Source organism: Ruminococcoides sp. (assembly GCF_057037865.1).
Genome location: NZ_DBLZMS010000001.1, coordinates 96,245 through 116,315 on the forward strand (window position 1 = coordinate 96,245; position 20,071 = coordinate 116,315).

Below are 20,071 nucleotides of genomic sequence, written 5' to 3' on the forward strand. Positions count from 1 at the left end.
TACTATGAGCGGTATAATTGTTTCTGTTATTGTCCCCTTTCTTGAGAGCAATAACAAATTAATAGATACTCTGTCATCAATATCCGAGCAAAAGAATATTAATCAAGAGAACATTGAAGTGCTTATTGTTGACGCAACAGACAAAACTTCAGGCAAAATTGCAAGTGGCAGTATGTCAATGTGCAAGGTGATTTATGCAAAGTCGGTTAAAAGCTTTGCCGATGCCTGCAACCTTGCTGCGTCAAAAGCAACAGGCAAATATATCACGGTGTGCAATTGCGGCGACACTTTCAGCGATAACTATTTTGAAAGCTGCATTAAGGTGTTCGACAAAAATGAAAAAATTCCTTTTGTTGCCGGTCACAGATTTTGCGTAAACCCTGTTTTCAGAGAGAAAAAGGAATTTAGACTTAACAAAGGTCAGCTTGAATCAAGCGTTGTCAGCCTTTTTGATAATCCCAACCTCATCAATCTTGAGCTTACGGGTACTTTTTACAGAACTGAAATTTTCAAATCATACAAAATGAACAACAAGCTCAAGTACGAAAGTGCAGACGATTTTGCACTCAGAATTCAGCTTGATTATCCGGAGTATGTATATCTTGATGAGATTGAATTTGACTACTTTATGCCTGTAAGCGATGACTTTATGTACTATGTTCCCACAAACTACAAGGACTGGTACACAGATTCGCTTAACAACTTCTTAAAGCCTCTCATCAATGACAGCAAGGACAGGGACGGAAATATTCCGCTGTTTATTCAGTTCTATATTGTTTTCAATATTACAACAAAGTTCCTTGCAAATATGAACAACCGTAACAAGCGTAATATGAACGATGAAGAGCTTGCGGTTTTCTTTGAAACAGCAAGAGAATGTTTTAAGTTTGCAAATGACGGTTTTGTTCTTAACAAAGACAAGTATGTTTCTCTCGGCTACAGTGAGGAAGCCGCCGAGATGTTCTATATGATAAAGCACAATTGTGTTTTCAAGGATATGCCTTTTGAATATTCCGAGGGCAAAAAAGAGGTTTACCTCAACTGCAACAATGTCTATATTTCTAAGCTTACAGACCAGAGAGTCGGTATGCATGTTATGGACTACCGTGACGGCAAGCTTGTTATTGACGGCTCGTTCAGACAGGTTTTTGACCTTGAAGATTTTGAGCTTTATGTTCAGTTTGGCGACAAAAGACAGGTTCTTACAAACACAGACCGTTATTCTCTGACAAAATATTTCGGCATCAGTGCGTACAAGAAATTCACCTTCCACCTTGAGCTTGAGCTTGATCCCGAAAATCCTCAGCAGACGGTTGCATTCTTTGCAAGATACAAGGATTCAATTATTCCGCTCAAGCTTTCATTCCTGCACCATTGGTCTAAGTTTACAATCAAGCCAAAGAACTCCTACTGGAGATTCAACAAGTATGTTGCCTATATTGACAACTCAAGCACAATTGTAATCTGCCACGCATCTGCTATGGATACATTCAAGAGAGAACTCAAGTTCCTCCCATATGTTTTCATGGAGAGTAAACGCAGCTTCATTACAAGAATTCAGTATTGGCTTACAAGACCTTTCTTCAAGAACAAGAAAATCTGGCTCATGTACGATAAGCTGTACAAGGGCGGTGACAGCTGTGAATATCTTTACAGATATTGTGCAGACAAAAAGGACGGCATTTCAAGATACTATATCATTGACAAAAACACCTCCGATTACAAGAGACTAAAGGCTGACGGACTCAAGCCTGTCAAGAACCGTTCATTCAAGCACAAAATGCTGTTCCTCAATACCGATATTGCGCTCATTACAAACTCAAATGTATTTCCGTTCAACGGCTACAGTATGGATCGTTCAAGATTCATCAGAGGTTTGTGCAACTTTCCTTCAATGTGCTTACAGCACGGACTTTCGGTTCAGAAGTGTGCAATGGCTCAGCAGAGAATTGTTGACAACACACAGATGTACTTCCTTGCGTCAAAGTATGAGTACAAAAACCTGAGCAACCATGTTTACAACTATCAGGATTTTGACATTCTCAAGATGACAGGCATCGGCAGATATGACGGACTTATCAATAACGATAAAAAGCAGATTCTGCTTTCACCCACCTGGCGTATGTACAATGCAATGCCTGTTACAACAAGCGAGGGTGAACAGAGAGCTTACAATCCCGAATTCAAGCACACAACCTATTATAAAATCTACAACGACCTTATCAATAATAAAAAGTTGATTGATACGGCAAAGCGTACAGGCTACAAGATTAAGTATGTTCTTCATCCGATTTTAAGCTCACAGGTTAACGACTTTATCCCCGATCCGTATGTTGAGGTTGTTTCATCGGTTGGCGATTTCAACTACGAAACAGCTTTTCAGGAGTCAAGCCTTATGGTAACAGACTATTCGGGCGTTCAGTTTGACTTTGCTTATATGAAAAAACCGCTTGTATATTTCCATCCGTCACAGCTTCCTGCGCACTATGATGACGGCGGATTCTTCTATGATACAATGGGATTCGGAGAAATTTGTACCGAAAGCGACCAGCTTGTTGACCTGCTCTGCGAGTATATGGAAAACGGCTGTAAAATGAAGCCAAAGTATGTTGAAAGAGTTGAAGATTTCTATCAGTTTGACGATCACAACAACTGTGAAAGAATTTACAACGAAATCATCAAGTATCAGCAACAGGTTAACAAAGACAAATTAAAATAATATTTAAACGGTCAGTTTTTCGCTGACCGTTTTTGTTTTGCCAATACTCCTCAAACTCAATATACTTTTATTGCTTTTTGTACATATGTACAAATTTTGTATATATTGTTTAAAAATTACTTGTTTTTCTCTTGAAATACTACACCGCATAAATTGTTATAACAGGCAAATTATGGTATAATTGGTATTTGTAGCAATGTTGCAAATTTTACGAAAATTGTTAAGAAAACGAAGTTCCTGTCAGAAATTGACAGACACAAATCCCCTACTTTTTGGGATTTCCGTTTACGGAGGATTTAAAAATGAGCAAAACCAAACGACAGTCCGGTATTGAGTTACTGCGAATTATTGCAATGATACAGATAATTTTTTTGCATGCGTATCAGTACGGATTACTTCATGACGCATCAAAGGCCGCAGGCGATATTGACGGTATATTGGTGACATTTGTATGGTCATTATGCAGAACCCCTGTTGATGTGTTTATTATGATAAGCGGCTACTTCATGATAACCTCGCAGTTTGATATAAAAAAGACCATACGGCGTGGCGGAAAAATCTACGGTGCAATGATTTTTTACTCGATTATACTTTCGATAATTTTCTTCATAAGCGATCCGTCGCTCATAAATATAAATTCAGTTATAAAGGCGTTCACTCCGCTAATGTCACGAACTTGGTATTTTCTGAGCAATTATTTGATTATTCTTCTGCTCAGCCCATTTCTCAACAAAATGCTTGCGTCACTTTCTAAAAAACATTACCTCTACTTTATGGGAATTGTTTTTGTGGCAGTAAGTCTATGGTCAACGCTTGCGGAAATTCACGGAATAAACAATGTGATCAGCGTCAACAAAATACTTGATCCTTATATGGGCAAAAGTCTTGGCGGATTCCTTTTGATGTACATAATCGGCGGTTATCTGAGGTTGTTTGTAAAGCAGAAACCGCTTGAGAAAAGAAAACCGAATTTCCGCTATCTCGGCATTTTCGTCGGCCTTTGCGTATTAGATTTTGTATTGGCATCTGTTTTTCCACAATACAAGCCGGCATTCGGTATGTTCAACAACCCGATTGTCCTCGCCGAATCGGCGATGTTGGTTCTCTTTTTCAGAGATTTCAATTTCAGCTCAAAATTTGTCAATACAGTAGCCGGCACAACGCTCGGTATATATGCAATCCACGAAAATCCGTATGTTCGTGATTGTCTGTGGAATGTTGCAAACTTCAGCAATAAGCACCTCTATGACACCCTGATTTACATTCCGATTGTAATTATAACAGTCCTCCTCATATTCGCAGGCTGTTGCGTAATTGAGCTTTTAAGACTTAAACTCTTCGAATTTGTCGGCAATAAAATCAACGCCCGCAAATCCATAACATCCGGCAACCGCTGTACAAAATAATATATCTTATAAAAAAAACACCGACAGATTCAAGCCAAAAGCTAACCTGTCGGTGTTTTTATTATTCAAAATATTTTCCGCTGCCCTTCATTTCTGTTTTGATGAAGTGCGACATAATTTTGCCGAGATATTTTTTCATCATTTTGTTATAGCTTTCGGGGTTGACTTCACCGCCGTATGCCATAACATCAAATGTTATTTTCGCCTCAACAATCTTTGCATTCAGCCTTAAAAATCCGCAGCGCTGATAGAATTTATAACGACTCATTCGCTGTTTTTGATTGGGGGCATTTTCTTCTTCAAGCTGTTCAATTGCAAGAAAAATTCTTTTGCCCTTATACAAATTTTTAAATTCATCAAGCACGGCAACTCCGATTCCGTGTCCCCTCTCCTTTTCGGAAATTGCATAGTAGTACACATAGACAACTTCGCCGTCCGTGATTGCATAGATAAGTCCAATCCACTTTTCTTCATCATAAATTGCGTAGAAATCTGCACCATCATTCTTTGATTTTTTCATCAAAAGCCAAAACGGTACTCTCTCAACGGCCGGAAATGCGGAAAGGTATAATTCTTTTACAGATTTATAATCATCAAGTTGTTTTGTGACTTTTTTAAAGCAAATCATAAAAATCCCTTTCGTTATTATAATCACAGGGAATATTATACCACATAAAGGATTAATTTGCCACAACAGTTTTCGTCTTTGAAAGTTTTCTTATTTTAACATAATAAACCGCAATCATAAGGAGCATACTTCCTGTCCATGCGGCAGGACCGGCAACACAGATTGATGCGTAACCTATTACAGAACTGAAAATGACGGGCGTCATAATTCGCATAACAACTTCGATAAGCGAACCGATCATAGGCACAATGCCGTTTTTAAGTCCCTGAATTGTTCCACGGTATATAAACAGCATTGCAAGTGACCACTCAAACGGGCAGTTCCAGAACATAAACTGAACGGAATAATCAATAGTCTGCTGTGAGCTTCCGCTTGTGAAGATTCCTGTTATCGGCTGAGCAAAAATCATTGAAACCGCACCTATTACAATTGAATATGCAATACAGGTCAACAGGCAAAAATTGACGCCTTTTTTGATTCTGTCATATCTTCCTGCGCCCTCGTTCTGACCAGCAAATGTTGCGATAACCGTACTCATTGAGTTCATCGGATTCTGGATGAGGAGCTGAACGCGGTTGCCGATTGTGTAGGCGGCAACGGCATATGAACCGAACTGATTTACGAAATACTGCAAAACCATCATTCCGATTGAAATTACTGAGTTTTGAAGTCCCATCGGGAAACCGACTTTTAGCTCGTCCCGTACAGTTGAAGTCAAATTTTTAAAGCTGTTTCTGTTCGGCAAGAGCATTTTCACCTTGAAAAAAATGTACACACAACAGAGAACTGCCGACACAAGCTGAGAGATTACCGTTGCAATTGCCGCACCTGAAACATCCCACCTGAACACTATGATAAATAACAGGTCAAGTCCCACATTCATTACGGATGAAAAGAGCAACAGATAAAGCGGAGTTTTGCTGTCACCAACCGAACGCAGAAGTGATGCCGTAAGGTTGTAGAGCATTGTTGCGGGGATTCCGAGGTAAATTATTGTAAGATATCTGCTTGCATACTCGAATGTATCCGAGGTTGTTCCGAGCATTGTAAGCAGCGGATTAACAAGAAGTACAAACGAAACAGTAAGCACAACAGCCGACACAACGCCAATTATTATGTGGGCGGCAACGCTCTTTTTCACCCGTTCCATATCGTTTGCACCGAAATGCTGTGAAGTGATTACCGAACAGCCGGCGGAAAGTCCTATGAAAAATCCGAGTGCAAAAAAGTTGAGCGAACTCGTTGAACCGACAGCCGCAAGCTTGATTTCACCGAGCGTCTGACCGACAATCAGCGTATCGACAACATTGTAAAGCTCCTGTAAAAGGTTGCCGATTATTACGGGAATTGCAAAAAATAAAATCTGACTTGAAATTTTTCCCTGAGTCAGATTTCTAACAGATTTTGAACCATTCATAACATTCACACTTCTTATCAAAAATTTTTATGTTTTTAATATCTTTTTCGTTTAAATTTAAGTCTTGGCAACACTCTGATTTTGATTGTTCAAATACAGAGTATGTTGTATATAGCAAACAGATTGCAATCTGTGCAAAGGAGCGATATCCCCTCGGGATTTCAGTCATTAGACTGAAATCCTAAGAAGTACCGCACTAGATTATAGCACAGCGATTTGTGAATGTAAATGTATAGGAATGACGAAATAAAGACGCTTTTGTTTTGAAAAAACTTTACACAATGCACAGTATTGATTTTGTCCTATTTTATTACAGCATAATTTTATAACCAAATAATAAGTATTTCACATTATCCGATTATTATTGACTGTTTCAAGAACACAACCGTTTTGATGAAAATTTGCAAATTGTCAATATTTTGTTATTCTGAGTTTTCAGCAAAAACAAAACAGAGCCGAAAAAACGACTCTGCCCTGTAACATTAGAGAAAATATTTATGAAAACAAACTGTCTTATTAATCAATCTTTTTTAACATTGAAAGCGTCCATACCGACTGCTGTATCGTTAATTACTGTATTAATACTTTCAACTGATTTTGAAACACCCTCTCGGGAGGTAAGCACATCCTCCCGAGTAAAGGCTTTCGGTACCCGCAAGGGAAGTCCACATGATTTATTCAAAAGAGTTAGCCTCTGCTAACCGAGTATTATTATATACCACTCAACAAAGAAAATCAAGAGAAATTTTTATTTTTTCTGCAATATTCGTCAGAGGTATTTTAAAGCTATTTAAAAATATTTTTAAATAGTTCTTGACTTTTCGGTAAATTAGGCTATAATAAAGCTACAAGCTATTTAAAATATTTTTTAAATAGCTGTGATAGGACTTTGTGAGGAGGTATCTGCTTGTCACTGAACGGTACACTTAAAGCACTTTCAGATCCGATAAGAAGAAATATTCTGACAATGCTGAAAGGCAAGAAAATGATTGCAGGCGACATTGCCGAAGAACTTGGAATTTCACCTGCATCGCTTTCATATCACCTCAATCTGTTGAAGAAAAACGACCTGGTGATTGAATCAAAAGAAAAAAATTATGTTTATTATGAGCTTAACACAACCCTGTTTGACGAACTCATAATGTGGCTTAAACAATTTTAGGAGTTGATTTTATGAAAAAGCTGAATAAAATTATGCTTGCACTTTCCATATTGCCCACTTTGCTTACTTCCGTATTTTTATTCTTTATGAATGACACCGTTCCCATGCACTACAACGCAAGCGGTGCTGTTGACCGTTACGGTTCAAAATACGAAAACTTCATTTTCCCTGCAATCATTCTGTTTATGTATGCATTTTACATGGTGTATACCAAAATATATACTAAATACAGCACAAACAGCGTTGAAAAGATAAATAACAATGTAAAAATCACTGCGATACTTGTGACATCAATTATTGCGGCTTTCAATATTCTTCAATTGATGTTTCTTATTCTGGCAATATTAAAGCCCGACAGCACAACTTTTACAGATAATGTGCCGTTCATTATAAATACGGTTATGGGTTTGATGTTGATTATTGCAGGCAACTTTCTTCCGAAAACAAAACGAAATTCGTTTATCGGAGTAAAAACCTCATGGACTCAAAGCAGTGACTTGGCGTGGTATGAATCAAACCGAGCCGGCGGAATTGCCTTTGTAGTTACCGGAGTTTTGACAATCATTGAAAGCTCATTCATAAAGGGAATCAATTCAACATTTATTATGGTTGCAATTCTTCTGATAAGCATTGCCGTTGCCTACATCTATGCGTATGTTAAAGTGAAAAAATCCGCTTAATCAAGCACAAAACCGCTGTCGGGATTAAACCTGACAGCGGTTATTTTTTGAAATATTTACTTATAAATATTCACTAAAATTACTGCTCTGCTTTTTCAGGGAGCGACAAAGCTTTGCCTTTATCATTTTTCTTTGTCAGCGGAGTCATACTCTTTGCACAAATCATCATAGTTGACGCATTATGCAAAAATGCCGAAACCGACGGCTGAATAACGCCCATAAAGCCTGAAAGCAAAAGTGCCGAATTGAAAGCAATTATGAAACGATAGTTTTTGTTGATTCGTTTCATAAGGTCTTTGCTCAACTTGCGAACACGCACAAGCGCACGCAAATCAGAGCCTTTTATGGTAATATCCGCAGTTTCACGGGCAATGTCGGACGCATCGTTCATTGCAACCGAAACATTTGCGGCGGCAAGTGCCGGAGTATCGTTGATACCGTCACCGACCATAATTACCTTCTGACCGTTCTGCTTCATTTCTTCAACATATCTGTGCTTGTCCTCGGGGAGAACCTGACACTTATAGTCGGTAATTCCGAGCATTGCGGCAGTCGCCTTTGCGGCTCTGTAGCTGTCGCCCGTGAGCATAACAACATTCTTTATGCCCTGTTTTTTGAGCATATCAATTGCCTGTTTTGCTTCTTTTCGAGGCGGATCGCTGATGCACAATGCACCCGAAAGTTCACCGCCGATTGCAAGGTAAAGCACGGAACATGAGCCGGACTTTTCGTCAATAATATTCTGCTGTTCCTTTGTAACGGTAACATTCTCGTCCTCAACAACAAAATGCTTACTGCCGATTATTGCACGCTTACCGTGAAGTGTTGTTGCAATACCGTGGGCAACAACATACTCAACCTCGGTATGCTCCTCGGAGTGAGAAATTCCTCGTTTTTCAGCACCGATTACAACGGCATTTGCTACGCTGTGCGGAAAATGCTCCTCAAGACAGGCTGAGATTCTGAGAACCTCGTCCTCTGTATAATTGCCGAATGCAACAACCTTTTCAAGAACAGGCTCTGCGTTTGTGAGAGTACCTGTCTTGTCAAACACGATTGTGTCAGCATTTGCAAAAGCCTCAAGATACTTTCCGCCCTTGATTGTAATATCGTTGTCAGCCGCCTCTTTTACAGCCGAAATTACGGCAATAGGGGTTGACAGCTTGATTGCACAGGAGTAGTCAACCATAAGAAGTGAAACTGCCCTTGTGATGTTTTTTGTGAAGATAAGAGTTGCAAAAAATCCGATAAAGCTGAACGGAACAATTCTGTCGGCAAGAGCTTCGGCACGGCTCTGAACACCTGCCTTGAGTTCCTCGGAATTGCCGATAAGCTCAATAATCTTGCTGATTTTAGTATTTGACGCAAGCTGACGGACTGTTACAACAATACTGCCCTCTTCGATTACCGTACCTGCATAAACGGAAATTCCCTCACGCTTTAATACAGGCAACGGCTCGCCTGTCATTGACGACTCGTTTACGGTTGCCTCACCGTCTGCAACAACACCGTCAACAGGAATAACCTTGCCTGTCTGAACACGGATTTTGTCGCCGACACGCAGATCCTCAATCGGAATGAGAACATCACCGTCATCTGTAACAAGCCATACTTTATCGGTCTTGATTGCAAGGCTGTCTGTGAGAACCGCCTTTGTCCTTGCGTGAGTATATTCTTCAAGCAAGCCCGATATTCTGAGCATAAACATAACCGTTGCGGCTGTTTTGAACTTGCGTTGACACAAGCATGCCACAACAGATGCACCGTCAAGCACATCTACGGTAAGTTTACCGTTCCAAAGAGTTTTGAGAGCCTTTTTAATATATTTTGCACTTCTGTAAAGAGTGATTGCCGTTCTTATCGGAGCAGGAAGGAACATCTTTGAAAGATAGTGCTTTGCAACAAGAGTGAAAAGATTGTCATGAAAATCGCTGTCAATCTTCTGAATTCCAAATTCTGCACTCGGTTCATTCTTTTTAAGAGTTTTTACATTAATAGTTCTTACAAGGTCGATAATTTTACTTCTGCTGCCCTTTGTGTAATTGACAAGAATACCGCCGTTTGCAGAACTTACCTGTGCCGAATTCACATAAGGAGATGCGGTCACAAGATTATAGATTGCCCCCTCATACTCCTTATCAAATGCATATGCGCCGCAGCGAAAACGAATTCTCTGCGGCTTGTCATAGACAATTTTAAATTTCATTATTCTGTCACTTCTTCAGCGGCAGCATCTTCGTGAATACCTGCCTCTGTTTTAGCATCATAGCAGATATCCGAAGCTTCATCCTTCATATTCTGGAAAGCTGCCTTTGCATCTTTCTGAAGCTTCATACCCTTTGCAAGACCTGTAACTGCAAGACTGCGGGTTTTATCTGCTTTAAGTATCTTTTTGCCTACGATTACTGCTGCTGCGCCTGCAGCTGCACACCATAATTTTTCGTTCTTGAATACTTTCAACATATAAAGTCCTCCTTTAACGCTCATATGCACAAATGTACATATATTCAAGTTGTTTTACACAACAACTTTACCATTAATTATATAATATATGACAAATTTGTCAAGAATTTGCAAAGTGAAATTTTCCGATTTTATAAAAAATTTATCCGAGAGCAACATCAAGAACCATCATCAGCGTAAATCCTATTGCAACACCGATTGTTCCGATGTTGGAATGTTTACCGTTTTGTGATTCCGGAATAAGCTCTTCGGTTACAACATATATCATTGCTCCTGCGGCAAATGAGAGAAGATACGGCAACAGCGGAACTGCTATTCCTGCAAAAATCACCGTAAGTACAGCACCGATAGGCTCTACAACTCCCGACATAATTCCGAGAAAGCATGACTTTTTGCGTGACGCTCCGCCTGCATGGAGCGGAAGTGAAATTATTGCCCCCTCGGGAAAATTCTGTATTGCAATACCTACCGCAAGAGCCAATGCGCCTGCAACGGTTATTCCCGTATTATCCGAAATTGCTCCGACAAATGTTACACCTACTGCCATTCCCTCCGGGATATTGTGCAAGGTAACGGCAAGAACGAGCATAGTGTTCTTTGAAAGGCTTGAACGAACGCCCTCGGGATTGTCGCTGTCAAGGTGCATATGCGGTATAACGCTGTCGAGCAAAAGCAAAAATCCAATTCCGAGCAAAAATCCGACTGTCGCAGGAATCCACGCAACTATGTTCTGACTTTCTGCCATTTCAATTGAGGGAATCAACAACGACCATATTGATGCCGCAATCATAACTCCCGATGCAAATCCGAGCAGAAATTTTTGCAGCTTTTGATTGAGCTCTCCTTTTGAAAAAAGTACAACGGCTGAGCCGAGCGATGTTCCGAGAAACGGTATTAAAATTATAATCAGTCCGTTTAAAAGCATATTGACCTCCTTGTAGTTAGTCTTTGCTAACTACATTGTAGCACAACAAATTTTAAAATACAATAGCGGAACAGAAAATCTCTGCTCCGCTGCATAATATGATATGTTAATCTGTAATAATTTTTATTGAACTGCCCGACTTTGTGCCGACAACCTCGATTTTGTTGCCTATGCTGTTTTTCAGCTCGCTTATGTGGGAAATGATACCCACAAGGCGGTTGCCGTTGCCTGTAAGGTCATTCAGCGTTTCAATTGCAGATGCAAGGCTGTCATTGTCAAGTGAACCGAATCCCTCGTCAATAAAGATTGAATCAAGTCTGATTCCGCCGTTTCTCTGCTGAATAATGTCGGAAAGTCCGAGTGCAAGCGCAAGTGACGCCTGAAAAGATTCTCCGCCCGAAAGAGATGAAATATCCCTTTCCTTGTTGTTAAAATTATCACGAACGCTGATTTCAAGTCCTGCGCTGATTCGCTTGTCACGGCTTTCGCCACGGATAATTTCATAGCGACCGCCCGTCATTTTTGAAAAACGCAGATTAGCATAGTACAAAACCTGTTCAAAATACGAACCCATAATGTAGCGTTCAAAGGTGATTTTGCTGTTATCGGAAACAATTTCACCGTTGGCGGTTTTCTTGAGATTTTCGTAAACATCTGCTATTCTGAGCTTTTCTTCAAAGTCATTTTTCAGCTTTTCAACGCTGTTGTAAATGTTTAGATTATTGTGAAGACTTCTGTCGCCTGCGGTATAAAGATTGTCCCATTTTTCCTTTTCAGAAGTATAGCTATCAATCAGTTCATTGATTTTAAGGACATCTTCCCTTTGCTTTCCTTCAACTGATTTTTCACAGGCTTCAACCGTTGCCCGAGATTTTTTCAGAGAATCGGTAAAGGTTTCTGCCTCTCGTTTTAATTCTTTTATGGAATCTTCGGTCAACAAATTAAAATCGGGACATTCCAAGATATTATTCTCTGAAAGAACAATATCAAGCTCCGATTTTTTGTTTTCAAGTTCAGATTCAAAACTTTTCAGCTGTTTTGCAGTTTCGTTTTCAGCAGAAACCTTGCCGTCAAAATCTGACTTTGCATTTGAAAGCTCGCTTTGTGCAAGGTCGATTTCCGACTTAATCTGCTCTGCCTTGTCGGCACAAGCCTTTGCAGCATTCAACAGTTCTTCAACCGATGAGTATTTTATCTCCGCTTTAAGACTCTCAGTTTCTTCTTTTGCGGAATTATATTTGCTTTTTGCGTCAGCATTTTTGCGGATTAATTCGGTATGAACAAGGTCAAGCTTTTTAAGCTTTTCATCAAACCTTGAGATTTCAGCCTTGCAGACCTCACGCTGTTCTCTGACTTTTTCAAGGTCAGAAGCTTCGTTTTCAAGTGCTTTTAATTGCTTGTTTTGTTCCGACAAAAGCTGTGAAATCATTTCGGCTGAAAGTGTTTCGGCATCAACCTCAAGTGCATTCGCAAATTCCGTGACATTTGTTTTTGCGGATTCTGATTCCGTTTCAAGCCTTGTGACCTCATTTGACTTTTTATGAACGGCGCTTTCAGCAACTTCACACCTTGCCTTCAAAGCATCAAGCGTATCCTTGTCGGGGGCATTTTCGCTGTGTTTTGCCGGATTAGGATGATGCAATGAACCGCAGACGGGACACGGTTTTTCATCTTCGAGTGTGTCGGCAAGCACGCCTGCCATATTCATTATATAAATGTTGTGCTGTTCGTTGTACTCGTTGTTGAGTGCCGTTGCCGACTTTGCGAGGTCTGCACATTCTGCTTTTACATTAGTCAACTTTGCATTGATTTTTGCGAGATTTTGATATTCCGCAGAAAGCCTTTCAGCCTTGCCTGATTTGTCTTTCAATGCGGTTATTTTGCTCTTGGCGTCAAAGATTTTCTGCTCCGTGTCGCTGTTTTCTGAGATAAATTTTTCCGCTTTTGTCTTTAGATTCTCCGTATCCGAATAAGATTTTCTGTTGTTTGAAATTTCTTTTTCGGAATTTTGCAAAACCGATTCATATACACTCAAATTTGCCGTAAGGTTAAAATATTTTCTGTAAGTATCTTCCTTTGCACGGAGTTTTCCCGATTCCTCGTTTAGCGTTGCGATTTTGCCCTCAAGCGACTTTTTCTCGGCAAAAACATTCTGTTTTAATTTCAAATTTTCTTCGGCGGATTTTCTGTTTATTTCCGCATTTTTACAGTTTTTGAGTGCCGAATCATATCTTGTCCGTGACTCGGCAAAGCTGTCATATTTTGGCTTTACGGAGTGCAGTATTTTTTCGTCATTCTCAGCTTTTTTGAGCATTTCATCGTAATGCGGTTTGCTCTGCAAAAGCTGTTCGAGGCGGAGCTTTTCGGTATCAAGAGTATCGAATTTATTATTAATTTCAACTGCAAGAGCCTTTTTCTTTTCTTCCTCAAGAATTGTCTTTTCAAGCTCTTTTCGCTTTTTTTCAATTTCTGCATTGTCCTTTTTCTGCATCTCGGAAAGTACCGATAGGTGCAAAAGAAATTGCTCAATATCAATTACCGTAAGGTCTGTTCTGTCGGTATAAAGGCTGATTTTTTCGCTGATTTCGGCAAAGCTGTCATCATCGGGAATTTCAACGGCAACGGTTTTTGACTTGATAAGTTCGCAGACTTTTTTCTTTTCTTCAAGCTTTTCGGCTGACTCTGTTTTCAATTTATCCTGAAATTCTTTGTAGATGTCCGTGTGAAAAATTTTGCGAAAAATCTCGCTTCGCTTTTCACTTCCCGACTCAATGAACTTTTTGAATTCGCCCTGTGCAAGCATTGCAATCTGGCGGTACTCATCACATTTCAAGCCGATAATTTCGCTGATTTTATTATTGACCTCGCCCGTTTTTGTGAGCGGAGTTGTAATGTCATCACCCGTAAGCTCTGCTGACGCACCCTCAATTTTACTGCCTGTTCCACGCTTTTTTGCGACCTCATTCGAGGTGGTTCTGATGATGCGGTACTTCTTTCCCCTGTGTTCAAAGTCAAGCTCAACATAGGTGCGTGTGAGTGGTTTTGCAAAGTTACTGCGGAGCATTTCGCCGTTTCGTGAAGAACCGCTTGTTTCACCGAAAAGTGCAAAGCAGATTGCATCGAAAATTGTTGTCTTTCCTGCGCCCGTTGTGCCTGTTATGAGGAAAAGCCCTTTGCCGTCAAATGCCGAAAAATCGACCGTTTCAACATCGGCATACGGTCCGAAAGCGCTCATTTTCAGTTTAATCGGTTTCATCGTTTACACCTCCGATTTCTTTGAAAATTCTCTCAATAATTTTTACGGATTCGGGTTCAATCTCTTTTCCGTTCTGCATTTTATAGAAATCCGAAAATAGTTCAATATTGCTCTTGCCATCTGTTTTACCGTACATTTCGGGAGTCATTTCAATGCTCTTTTTTCTGTTGACATATTCAAGTCCCATAATGTTGGGATAAATATTTTCAAGCGTTGAAAATGCATTGGTAACGGGATTTTCGTCCGTAAGCTCGGCAAAAACATAATCATCGGTTTTGTCGTCATATGTGTCGGATATCGGATTTTCTGCAAGTTCACGCAGAGTTCCTTTTATGATTCTCATATCATGCAACGGATGTACGGGAATTTCTTCAAGATTTAAATTTCCGTTTGAAAGCTCGCCGAAAATCACACATTTTTTGTTGCGACATTCAGTTTTTGAATATTTTATCGGCGAACCGCAATAAGCAATATTTTTGTTTTTGCCCATAATCTGCTTGCCGTGAATATGACCGAGTGCAACATAATCGAACGGTTCAAAAACATACGGCTCAACATTATCAAGCGTACCGAGGCTTGACTCCGAACCCGAGGTTTCACTGCCCGTTACAAACTGGTGAGCAATCAAAATATTGGTTTCATCGGCATTGATATCGGAATGTTCAAGCACAACCCTGACAGCAGTTGTATAGTCGGTAATTTTAGCCGATTCTTCGGGATATACCTTGCGCACAAATGACGGACGGATAAACGGCAACGAGAAAATATTAACCTTTTCTCCGTCACATTCAACAGTATTTTTTCTTGCAACACCTTCAAACACACCGTCGGTAAAAATTCCGTTGAGTTCAATCAGCTTGTTGAAATAACCGATTCTTTCGGGCGAATCGTGATTGCCGCTGATTACAAAGGTTTTCAACCCTGTTTTGCCGTGAAGCCCTGCAATTTCAGTCATAAAGCTGTCGAACAATTCAACTGCCTCGGCAGACGGCAAAGACTTGTCATAAATATCTCCTGCAATCAGCAAAGCGTCGGGATTTTTCTCTTTTATAATCTCAACAATCCGCTCAAGCATATAGCGTTGATCATCAAGCATTCTGTAGCCGTTCACATATTTTCCAATATGCAAATCCGAAATATGCAAAAACTTCATTTTAAAAATCCTTTCAGTTAATCAAAACTTCCCAAACTAATTAAACAACAGGCTATGCGTCAAAAATGTCACACAAAAAATTCGAGAATGAACACAACCGCACAGCATACGCATGAAACCTTGAAAAGACCTGCGTTGAACCATGCCGCTACAAGTCCTGCCGCAAAGGCTGCTATGCCTGCAATCGGACTGTGAGTTGCGTTGATTATTGCCGGAAATGTCATTACCGAAAGCGTTACATACGGCACATAGTAGAGAAACGAACGCACAAATGTGTTTGTAAACTGCTTTTTAACAAGTGTAAGCGGAAGAACACGGATTGCGAATGTTACAGCCGCCATAATAAGTATGTATATATAGGGATTATGCGACATTTTCGTTCTCCTCCTCTTCTTTGACAGGGAACAGCAATGCCGCCGCTGCCGAAATTACGATTGTAAGAATAATTGTGCGTGTACCCTCGTCAATCTGATTGATGACGGGAAGATATGCAAATGCAAAACTTGCCGCAAAGCTGACAAGTACAATTCCGAGAAGTGTTTTGTTCTTTCTTGACGGCGGAACGATGATTGCAAGGAACATTCCGAAAAGTGCAACGCTTAGTGCGCTGACAATACGAAGAGGCAACAGATTGCCTGCAATTGTTCCGAGCATACTGCCGAATGCCCAACACGGGCAGCCTATGAGAATTGCACCGTAGGTATAAAAAGGATTCAGCTTGCCCGACCGTGAAATTGAAATTCCGAAAAATTCGTCTGTAACAAAAAATCCGAGCAACAGCCTGTGGATAATCGAGGTGTCCTTTGAAATACGCTGACTTAACGCACAGCTCATAAGAAGATATCTTGCGTTGGCAACAAGGGTTGCAAGCGCAATTACAAAATATGACGAATCAGCCGCAATTACGGTAAAGCCCGAATATTCACCTGCCGATGCGTTACACAAAAGGCTTGCAAGAAAGCTTTGAAACGCATTAAGTCCCGCAGTTTTTGCGGCAATGCCGAGTGAAAACGAAACGGCAAGGTAGCCGAGTCCAATCGGAATACCGTCACGCATTCCCTCAAGAATAACCTTTCGGTTAGATTTTATTAAATTTTTCCCACCCATTTTTAACTCCATACTTTAAATTCATTTTTTACAAAATATTGCAGATATATTTTGCAAGCATACTTTTTATTATAATATTTAACTCGGCAAAAGTAAATAATATATTACACAAATTTACAGCCGCTTTTCAAAAAGGTAAAGTGCAACAAAACTTACCTCTTTTCTTTGTGAGTAATGCCAAATTTAGAAACTAATTTTAGGCTATTATTGATTTTTGCTTTTTCAGGTTTTATAATATGGATTATCACTTGACGAAATTAATAGGGAAATTGAAAAAAGTAAATAAAAACTACAAAACCGTGCAAAACTGATTTTTGTTTTGTGCGGTTTTGTTTTTTCAAAAATGCGGTGCAAACGCAATTAATTAAAATATTTTCACAATTTAGCAATATTTTTTCAAATTCTATAGATTTCTTCTTCAAAATGTTGTATAATTTTCATATTTAAGTACCTGTATAAAACTGTACATTATGTTGAAACAGGTGTTTTGAAAGTGAGTGAGAATTATGCCAACCGTTTGCGTTGATGCCGTTAAGGAAAATCTGCCGAATGTTATAGAATTTGTGACAAAAATGCTTGGTGAAAATGCACACGGTAAGCTTGTTTTTGAACTTGAACTGATTTGCGAGGAAGTGTTTGTAAACATCTGCAACTATGCTTACGGTGAAAATGTCGGCAAGGCTGAAATTGAAGTTAGCAAACTTTCAGACAGCATTGTTGTAAAATTCATTGACAGCGGGAAAAAATTTAATCCGCTTGAAATTGCAGAGCCGAACATTCACGCTCCGCTTGAGGAACGAAGCATCGGCGGTCTGGGAATTTTTATGACAAAGAAACTTTCCGACGCTCTTTCCTATGACAGATCTAACGGCAAAAACATTTTTACAATTACAAAGAATTTCTAATTTAAAGAATCAATTATTCATCACTCAAAATTCAAAACCGAATAATACAATGTTTTCAAAATCAGGTTATAATAATCCGATTGTCAGTATTTTGTCACGGTATTGACACTATAATGGAAATGTTGAACGATTGAAATTAAGAATAAAATTTATTGGAGGAACTAACTATGGAAATCAATAAGGCTATAAGCAATCAGAATGTTATTATCACACTCAAGGGCCGTCTTGACACAATGACAGCACCGCAGCTTGATGACGAGGCAAAGAGCATTGATTTTGACGAGGTTGAAACCGTAACTCTCAACCTTAAAGAACTTGAGTACATTTCAAGCTCGGGACTAAGGGTTATTCTTGCACTTTATAAAAACCTAAAAAGCAAGGGCGGAAATCTTAAAATTGTCAATGTAAGCAACACAATTATGGAGCTGTTCTCAATGACAGGGATGGCTGACTACCTTGACATTGAGCAGGGATAAGGAGTTAAAATGAGCAGTACCGTACTTGGCAGAAATGCCGTTACCGTCAACAAAAAATACACGGAATATTTTCTTCCTACAGTTCTGACGGCTATGGCAACAAACATTGCGATGATTGTGGACTCAATTATTGCAGGCAATCTTCTGGGACAAAACTCACTTGCGGCAATCAACCTTATGTCCCCTATTTCGCAGCTTTATTTTTCGATTACTATTCTTTTCGGACTCGGTGCGTCCTCGATAATTTCATTTGCAAAGGGCAGGCGTGACGAAAAGCAGGCTAACCGTGTTTTCACTTCAACATTTATCGTACTTATCGCACTCAGCGTAATTTTTATTGCAATTCAGCTGCCGCTTGCCAACTCGATAAGCTCGTTGCTTACAAAGGACGCAGAGCTTAAATCGCTGTTGTATCAATACTATGTTCCGTTCATAATCGGCACACCGATTTACCTTTTGCTCATGTGTTCAATTCACTTTGTAAGAGCAGACGCAAGACCTGCGTTTGCATCAAACATTGTAATTGTGGCAAATGCTGTAAATCTCGGACTTGACTTCCTGTTTATGGGTGCTTTCAAAATGGGCATTGCAGGCTCGTCAATTGCGACCGTAACAGGCTATGCGGTAGGGTTTGTGATGATGTCAACACACTTCATCATGAAGAAAAGCACATTGCACTTTGACTTTTCAATTCTCAGAAATCCCGTTCAGTTCTTTAAGTTTCTCGGAAAAATGGTTACAATCGGACTTTCGGGAGCATTGGGTACAATGCTGATAACAGTTAAAATGCTGTTTTTAAACACAATTATTCAGAGCATAGGCGGAAGTGCGGGTATGGTTTCATATTCGGTATGCTCGTCAAGCCAAATTTTTATGTCAATGTTTATCACAGGTGCAAGTCAGACAATGATTCCGATTATCGGGGTTTGTCTTGGTGAAAAGGACTATGACGGTGTGCGCTATGCATTCCGCAGAGCCGCAAGGGTGCTTGCTGTTTCAAGCGTTGTAATTATGTTTTTCATCTGTATCGAGCCTGAACCGATAATTAAATTTTTCGGAATTACTTCACCCACAGACATTGCAAACACAGTTCCGGCAATGAGAATCAACGCATTGTCATTCCCCGGACTTTCATTCTCGTTTTTGTTGCTTTACTACTATATGGCAACGCAGAAAAGAGCTATTTCTACTGCAATTTCAATCATCAACGGAATCGTCATACTCATTCCGTCAGCTTTAATTCTCGGCAAATTTTTCGGCATCACGGGCGTATGGTATTCACTCGTGGTTGCACAGGTGGGAACACTTGTAGTTGTGTATTTTATTGACCTTGCCGAAAAGAGAAAATCGGGCGGAAAGTATAAAAACTTTTACCTTCTTGAAGAAACCGAGGACAACGAGCTTCTTGCTCTTTCGTTCAAAGGAACAAAAGAAAATGCGGCAGGCGTTTCGCTCTACCTCTCCTCTTTTCTTTCAAAAAACGGAATTGAAGAAAGCCGTGCAAACAGGATTGCAGTTGCCGTTGAAGAAATGGCTGCAAGCTGTGCCGAAAGAATGAATGGCAAAAAGAAATTTGCAGACATCGATATCAGAATTTTTGCCGATAAAAACGAAACAATAATTTCCGTTCGTGACAACGGTGATGAATTTGATCCGCTCAATGATGATAAGGAATTTGAGATGAGTCCTCTCACGGTTGTAAATGCAATTTCGGATAAGGTTGAATATTCAAGGGTGCTTGGTTTCAACCGCACAATAATTAAACTTTAACAAA

Annotated in this window: 17 protein-coding genes; 7 read left to right on the forward strand and 10 right to left on the reverse strand. The window is 39.8% G+C overall.

Annotated features, from left to right (window positions below; genetic code table 11):
• Positions 1 to 4 precede the first annotated feature (4 nt).
• Entirely contained in the window at positions 5 to 2,719 is a 2,715-nt protein-coding gene (locus AC2HW8_RS00475; RefSeq protein ID WP_021883685.1) for a CDP-glycerol glycerophosphotransferase family protein, read from the forward strand.
• A gap of 302 nt (positions 2,720 to 3,021) precedes the next feature.
• Positions 3,022 to 4,125 carry an acyltransferase gene (locus AC2HW8_RS00480; protein ID WP_484326995.1) on the forward strand — a complete coding sequence of 368 codons (1,104 nt, stop codon included), beginning with the start codon at positions 3,022 to 3,024 and terminating at the stop codon, positions 4,123 to 4,125.
• Positions 4,126 to 4,186: 61 nt separating this feature from the next.
• Here AC2HW8_RS00480 and AC2HW8_RS00485 read toward each other — a convergent pair whose 3' ends face one another.
• The 3 genes from AC2HW8_RS00485 to AC2HW8_RS00495 form a co-directional block, all read right to left on the reverse strand.
• Entirely contained in the window at positions 4,187 to 4,753 is a 567-nt protein-coding gene (locus AC2HW8_RS00485; RefSeq protein ID WP_303786281.1) for a GNAT family N-acetyltransferase, read from the reverse strand.
• A gap of 52 nt (positions 4,754 to 4,805) precedes the next feature.
• Complete coding sequence (locus AC2HW8_RS00490; RefSeq protein ID WP_118099716.1) at positions 4,806 to 6,170, reverse strand: MATE family efflux transporter; 1,365 nt, start codon at positions 6,168 to 6,170, stop codon at positions 4,806 to 4,808.
• Positions 6,171 to 6,690: 520 nt separating this feature from the next.
• Positions 6,691 to 6,852, reverse strand: a complete 162-nt coding sequence (locus AC2HW8_RS00495) for a hypothetical protein (protein ID WP_484326996.1) — start codon at positions 6,850 to 6,852, stop codon at positions 6,691 to 6,693.
• Positions 6,853 to 7,077: 225 nt separating this feature from the next.
• Here AC2HW8_RS00495 and AC2HW8_RS00500 point away from each other — a divergent pair, with 225 nt between their 5' ends.
• Both AC2HW8_RS00500 and AC2HW8_RS00505 read left to right on the forward strand, forming a co-directional pair.
• The gene (locus AC2HW8_RS00500) at positions 7,078 to 7,332 is read left to right on the forward strand and encodes an autorepressor SdpR family transcription factor (protein WP_021883691.1); all 255 of its coding nucleotides are present in this window, start codon (positions 7,078 to 7,080) and stop codon (positions 7,330 to 7,332) included.
• 11 nt (positions 7,333 to 7,343) lie between these two features.
• Complete coding sequence (locus tag AC2HW8_RS00505) at positions 7,344 to 8,012, forward strand: SdpI family protein (protein ID WP_118101373.1); 669 nt, start codon at positions 7,344 to 7,346, stop codon at positions 8,010 to 8,012.
• Between the two features lie 79 nt (positions 8,013 to 8,091).
• Here AC2HW8_RS00505 and AC2HW8_RS00510 read toward each other — a convergent pair whose 3' ends face one another.
• From AC2HW8_RS00510 to AC2HW8_RS00540, 7 genes are all read right to left on the reverse strand, one after another.
• The gene (locus tag AC2HW8_RS00510; protein WP_484326997.1) at positions 8,092 to 10,218 is read right to left on the reverse strand and encodes a heavy metal translocating P-type ATPase; all 2,127 of its coding nucleotides are present in this window, start codon (positions 10,216 to 10,218) and stop codon (positions 8,092 to 8,094) included.
• On the reverse strand, positions 10,218 to 10,475 hold the full coding sequence (locus tag AC2HW8_RS00515) for a DUF1490 domain-containing protein (protein WP_484326998.1): 258 nt from the start codon (positions 10,473 to 10,475) through the stop codon (positions 10,218 to 10,220). The genes AC2HW8_RS00510 and AC2HW8_RS00515 overlap by 1 nt, the downstream gene beginning before the upstream one ends.
• Positions 10,476 to 10,617: 142 nt before the next feature.
• Positions 10,618 to 11,400 (reverse strand): ZIP family metal transporter, encoded by a 783-nt coding sequence (locus AC2HW8_RS00520; protein ID WP_101070243.1) that lies wholly within the window; start codon positions 11,398 to 11,400, stop codon positions 10,618 to 10,620.
• Between the two features lie 106 nt (positions 11,401 to 11,506).
• Entirely contained in the window at positions 11,507 to 14,656 is a 3,150-nt protein-coding gene (locus AC2HW8_RS00525) for an AAA family ATPase (RefSeq protein ID WP_484326999.1), read from the reverse strand.
• Complete coding sequence (locus AC2HW8_RS00530) at positions 14,643 to 15,809, reverse strand: exonuclease SbcCD subunit D (protein WP_021883697.1); 1,167 nt, start codon at positions 15,807 to 15,809, stop codon at positions 14,643 to 14,645. Before AC2HW8_RS00530 ends, AC2HW8_RS00525 begins: the two co-directional genes overlap by 14 nt.
• Before the next feature lie 68 nt (positions 15,810 to 15,877).
• Complete coding sequence (locus tag AC2HW8_RS00535; RefSeq protein ID WP_015523509.1) at positions 15,878 to 16,183, reverse strand: AzlD domain-containing protein; 306 nt, start codon at positions 16,181 to 16,183, stop codon at positions 15,878 to 15,880.
• Positions 16,173 to 16,916: an AzlC family ABC transporter permease gene (locus tag AC2HW8_RS00540; RefSeq protein WP_021883698.1), complete on the reverse strand. Its 744-nt coding sequence runs from the start codon at positions 16,914 to 16,916 to the stop codon at positions 16,173 to 16,175. The genes AC2HW8_RS00535 and AC2HW8_RS00540 overlap by 11 nt, the downstream gene beginning before the upstream one ends.
• A gap of 506 nt (positions 16,917 to 17,422) precedes the next feature.
• On the opposite strand from AC2HW8_RS00540, the gene AC2HW8_RS00545 reads away from it, so the two are divergent.
• The 3 genes from AC2HW8_RS00545 to AC2HW8_RS00555 all read left to right on the forward strand — a co-directional run bounded on the left by AC2HW8_RS00545 (position 17,423) and on the right by AC2HW8_RS00555 (position 20,067).
• Positions 17,423 to 17,821 carry an ATP-binding protein gene (locus AC2HW8_RS00545; protein WP_484327071.1) on the forward strand — a complete coding sequence of 133 codons (399 nt, stop codon included), beginning with the start codon at positions 17,423 to 17,425 and terminating at the stop codon, positions 17,819 to 17,821.
• A gap of 167 nt (positions 17,822 to 17,988) precedes the next feature.
• The gene (locus AC2HW8_RS00550) at positions 17,989 to 18,297 is read left to right on the forward strand and encodes an STAS domain-containing protein (protein ID WP_021883700.1); all 309 of its coding nucleotides are present in this window, start codon (positions 17,989 to 17,991) and stop codon (positions 18,295 to 18,297) included.
• A 9-nt stretch (positions 18,298 to 18,306) separates the two neighbouring features.
• On the forward strand, positions 18,307 to 20,067 hold the full coding sequence (locus AC2HW8_RS00555; protein WP_484327000.1) for an MATE family efflux transporter: 1,761 nt from the start codon (positions 18,307 to 18,309) through the stop codon (positions 20,065 to 20,067).
• The last annotated feature ends 4 nt before the right edge of the window (positions 20,068 to 20,071 follow it).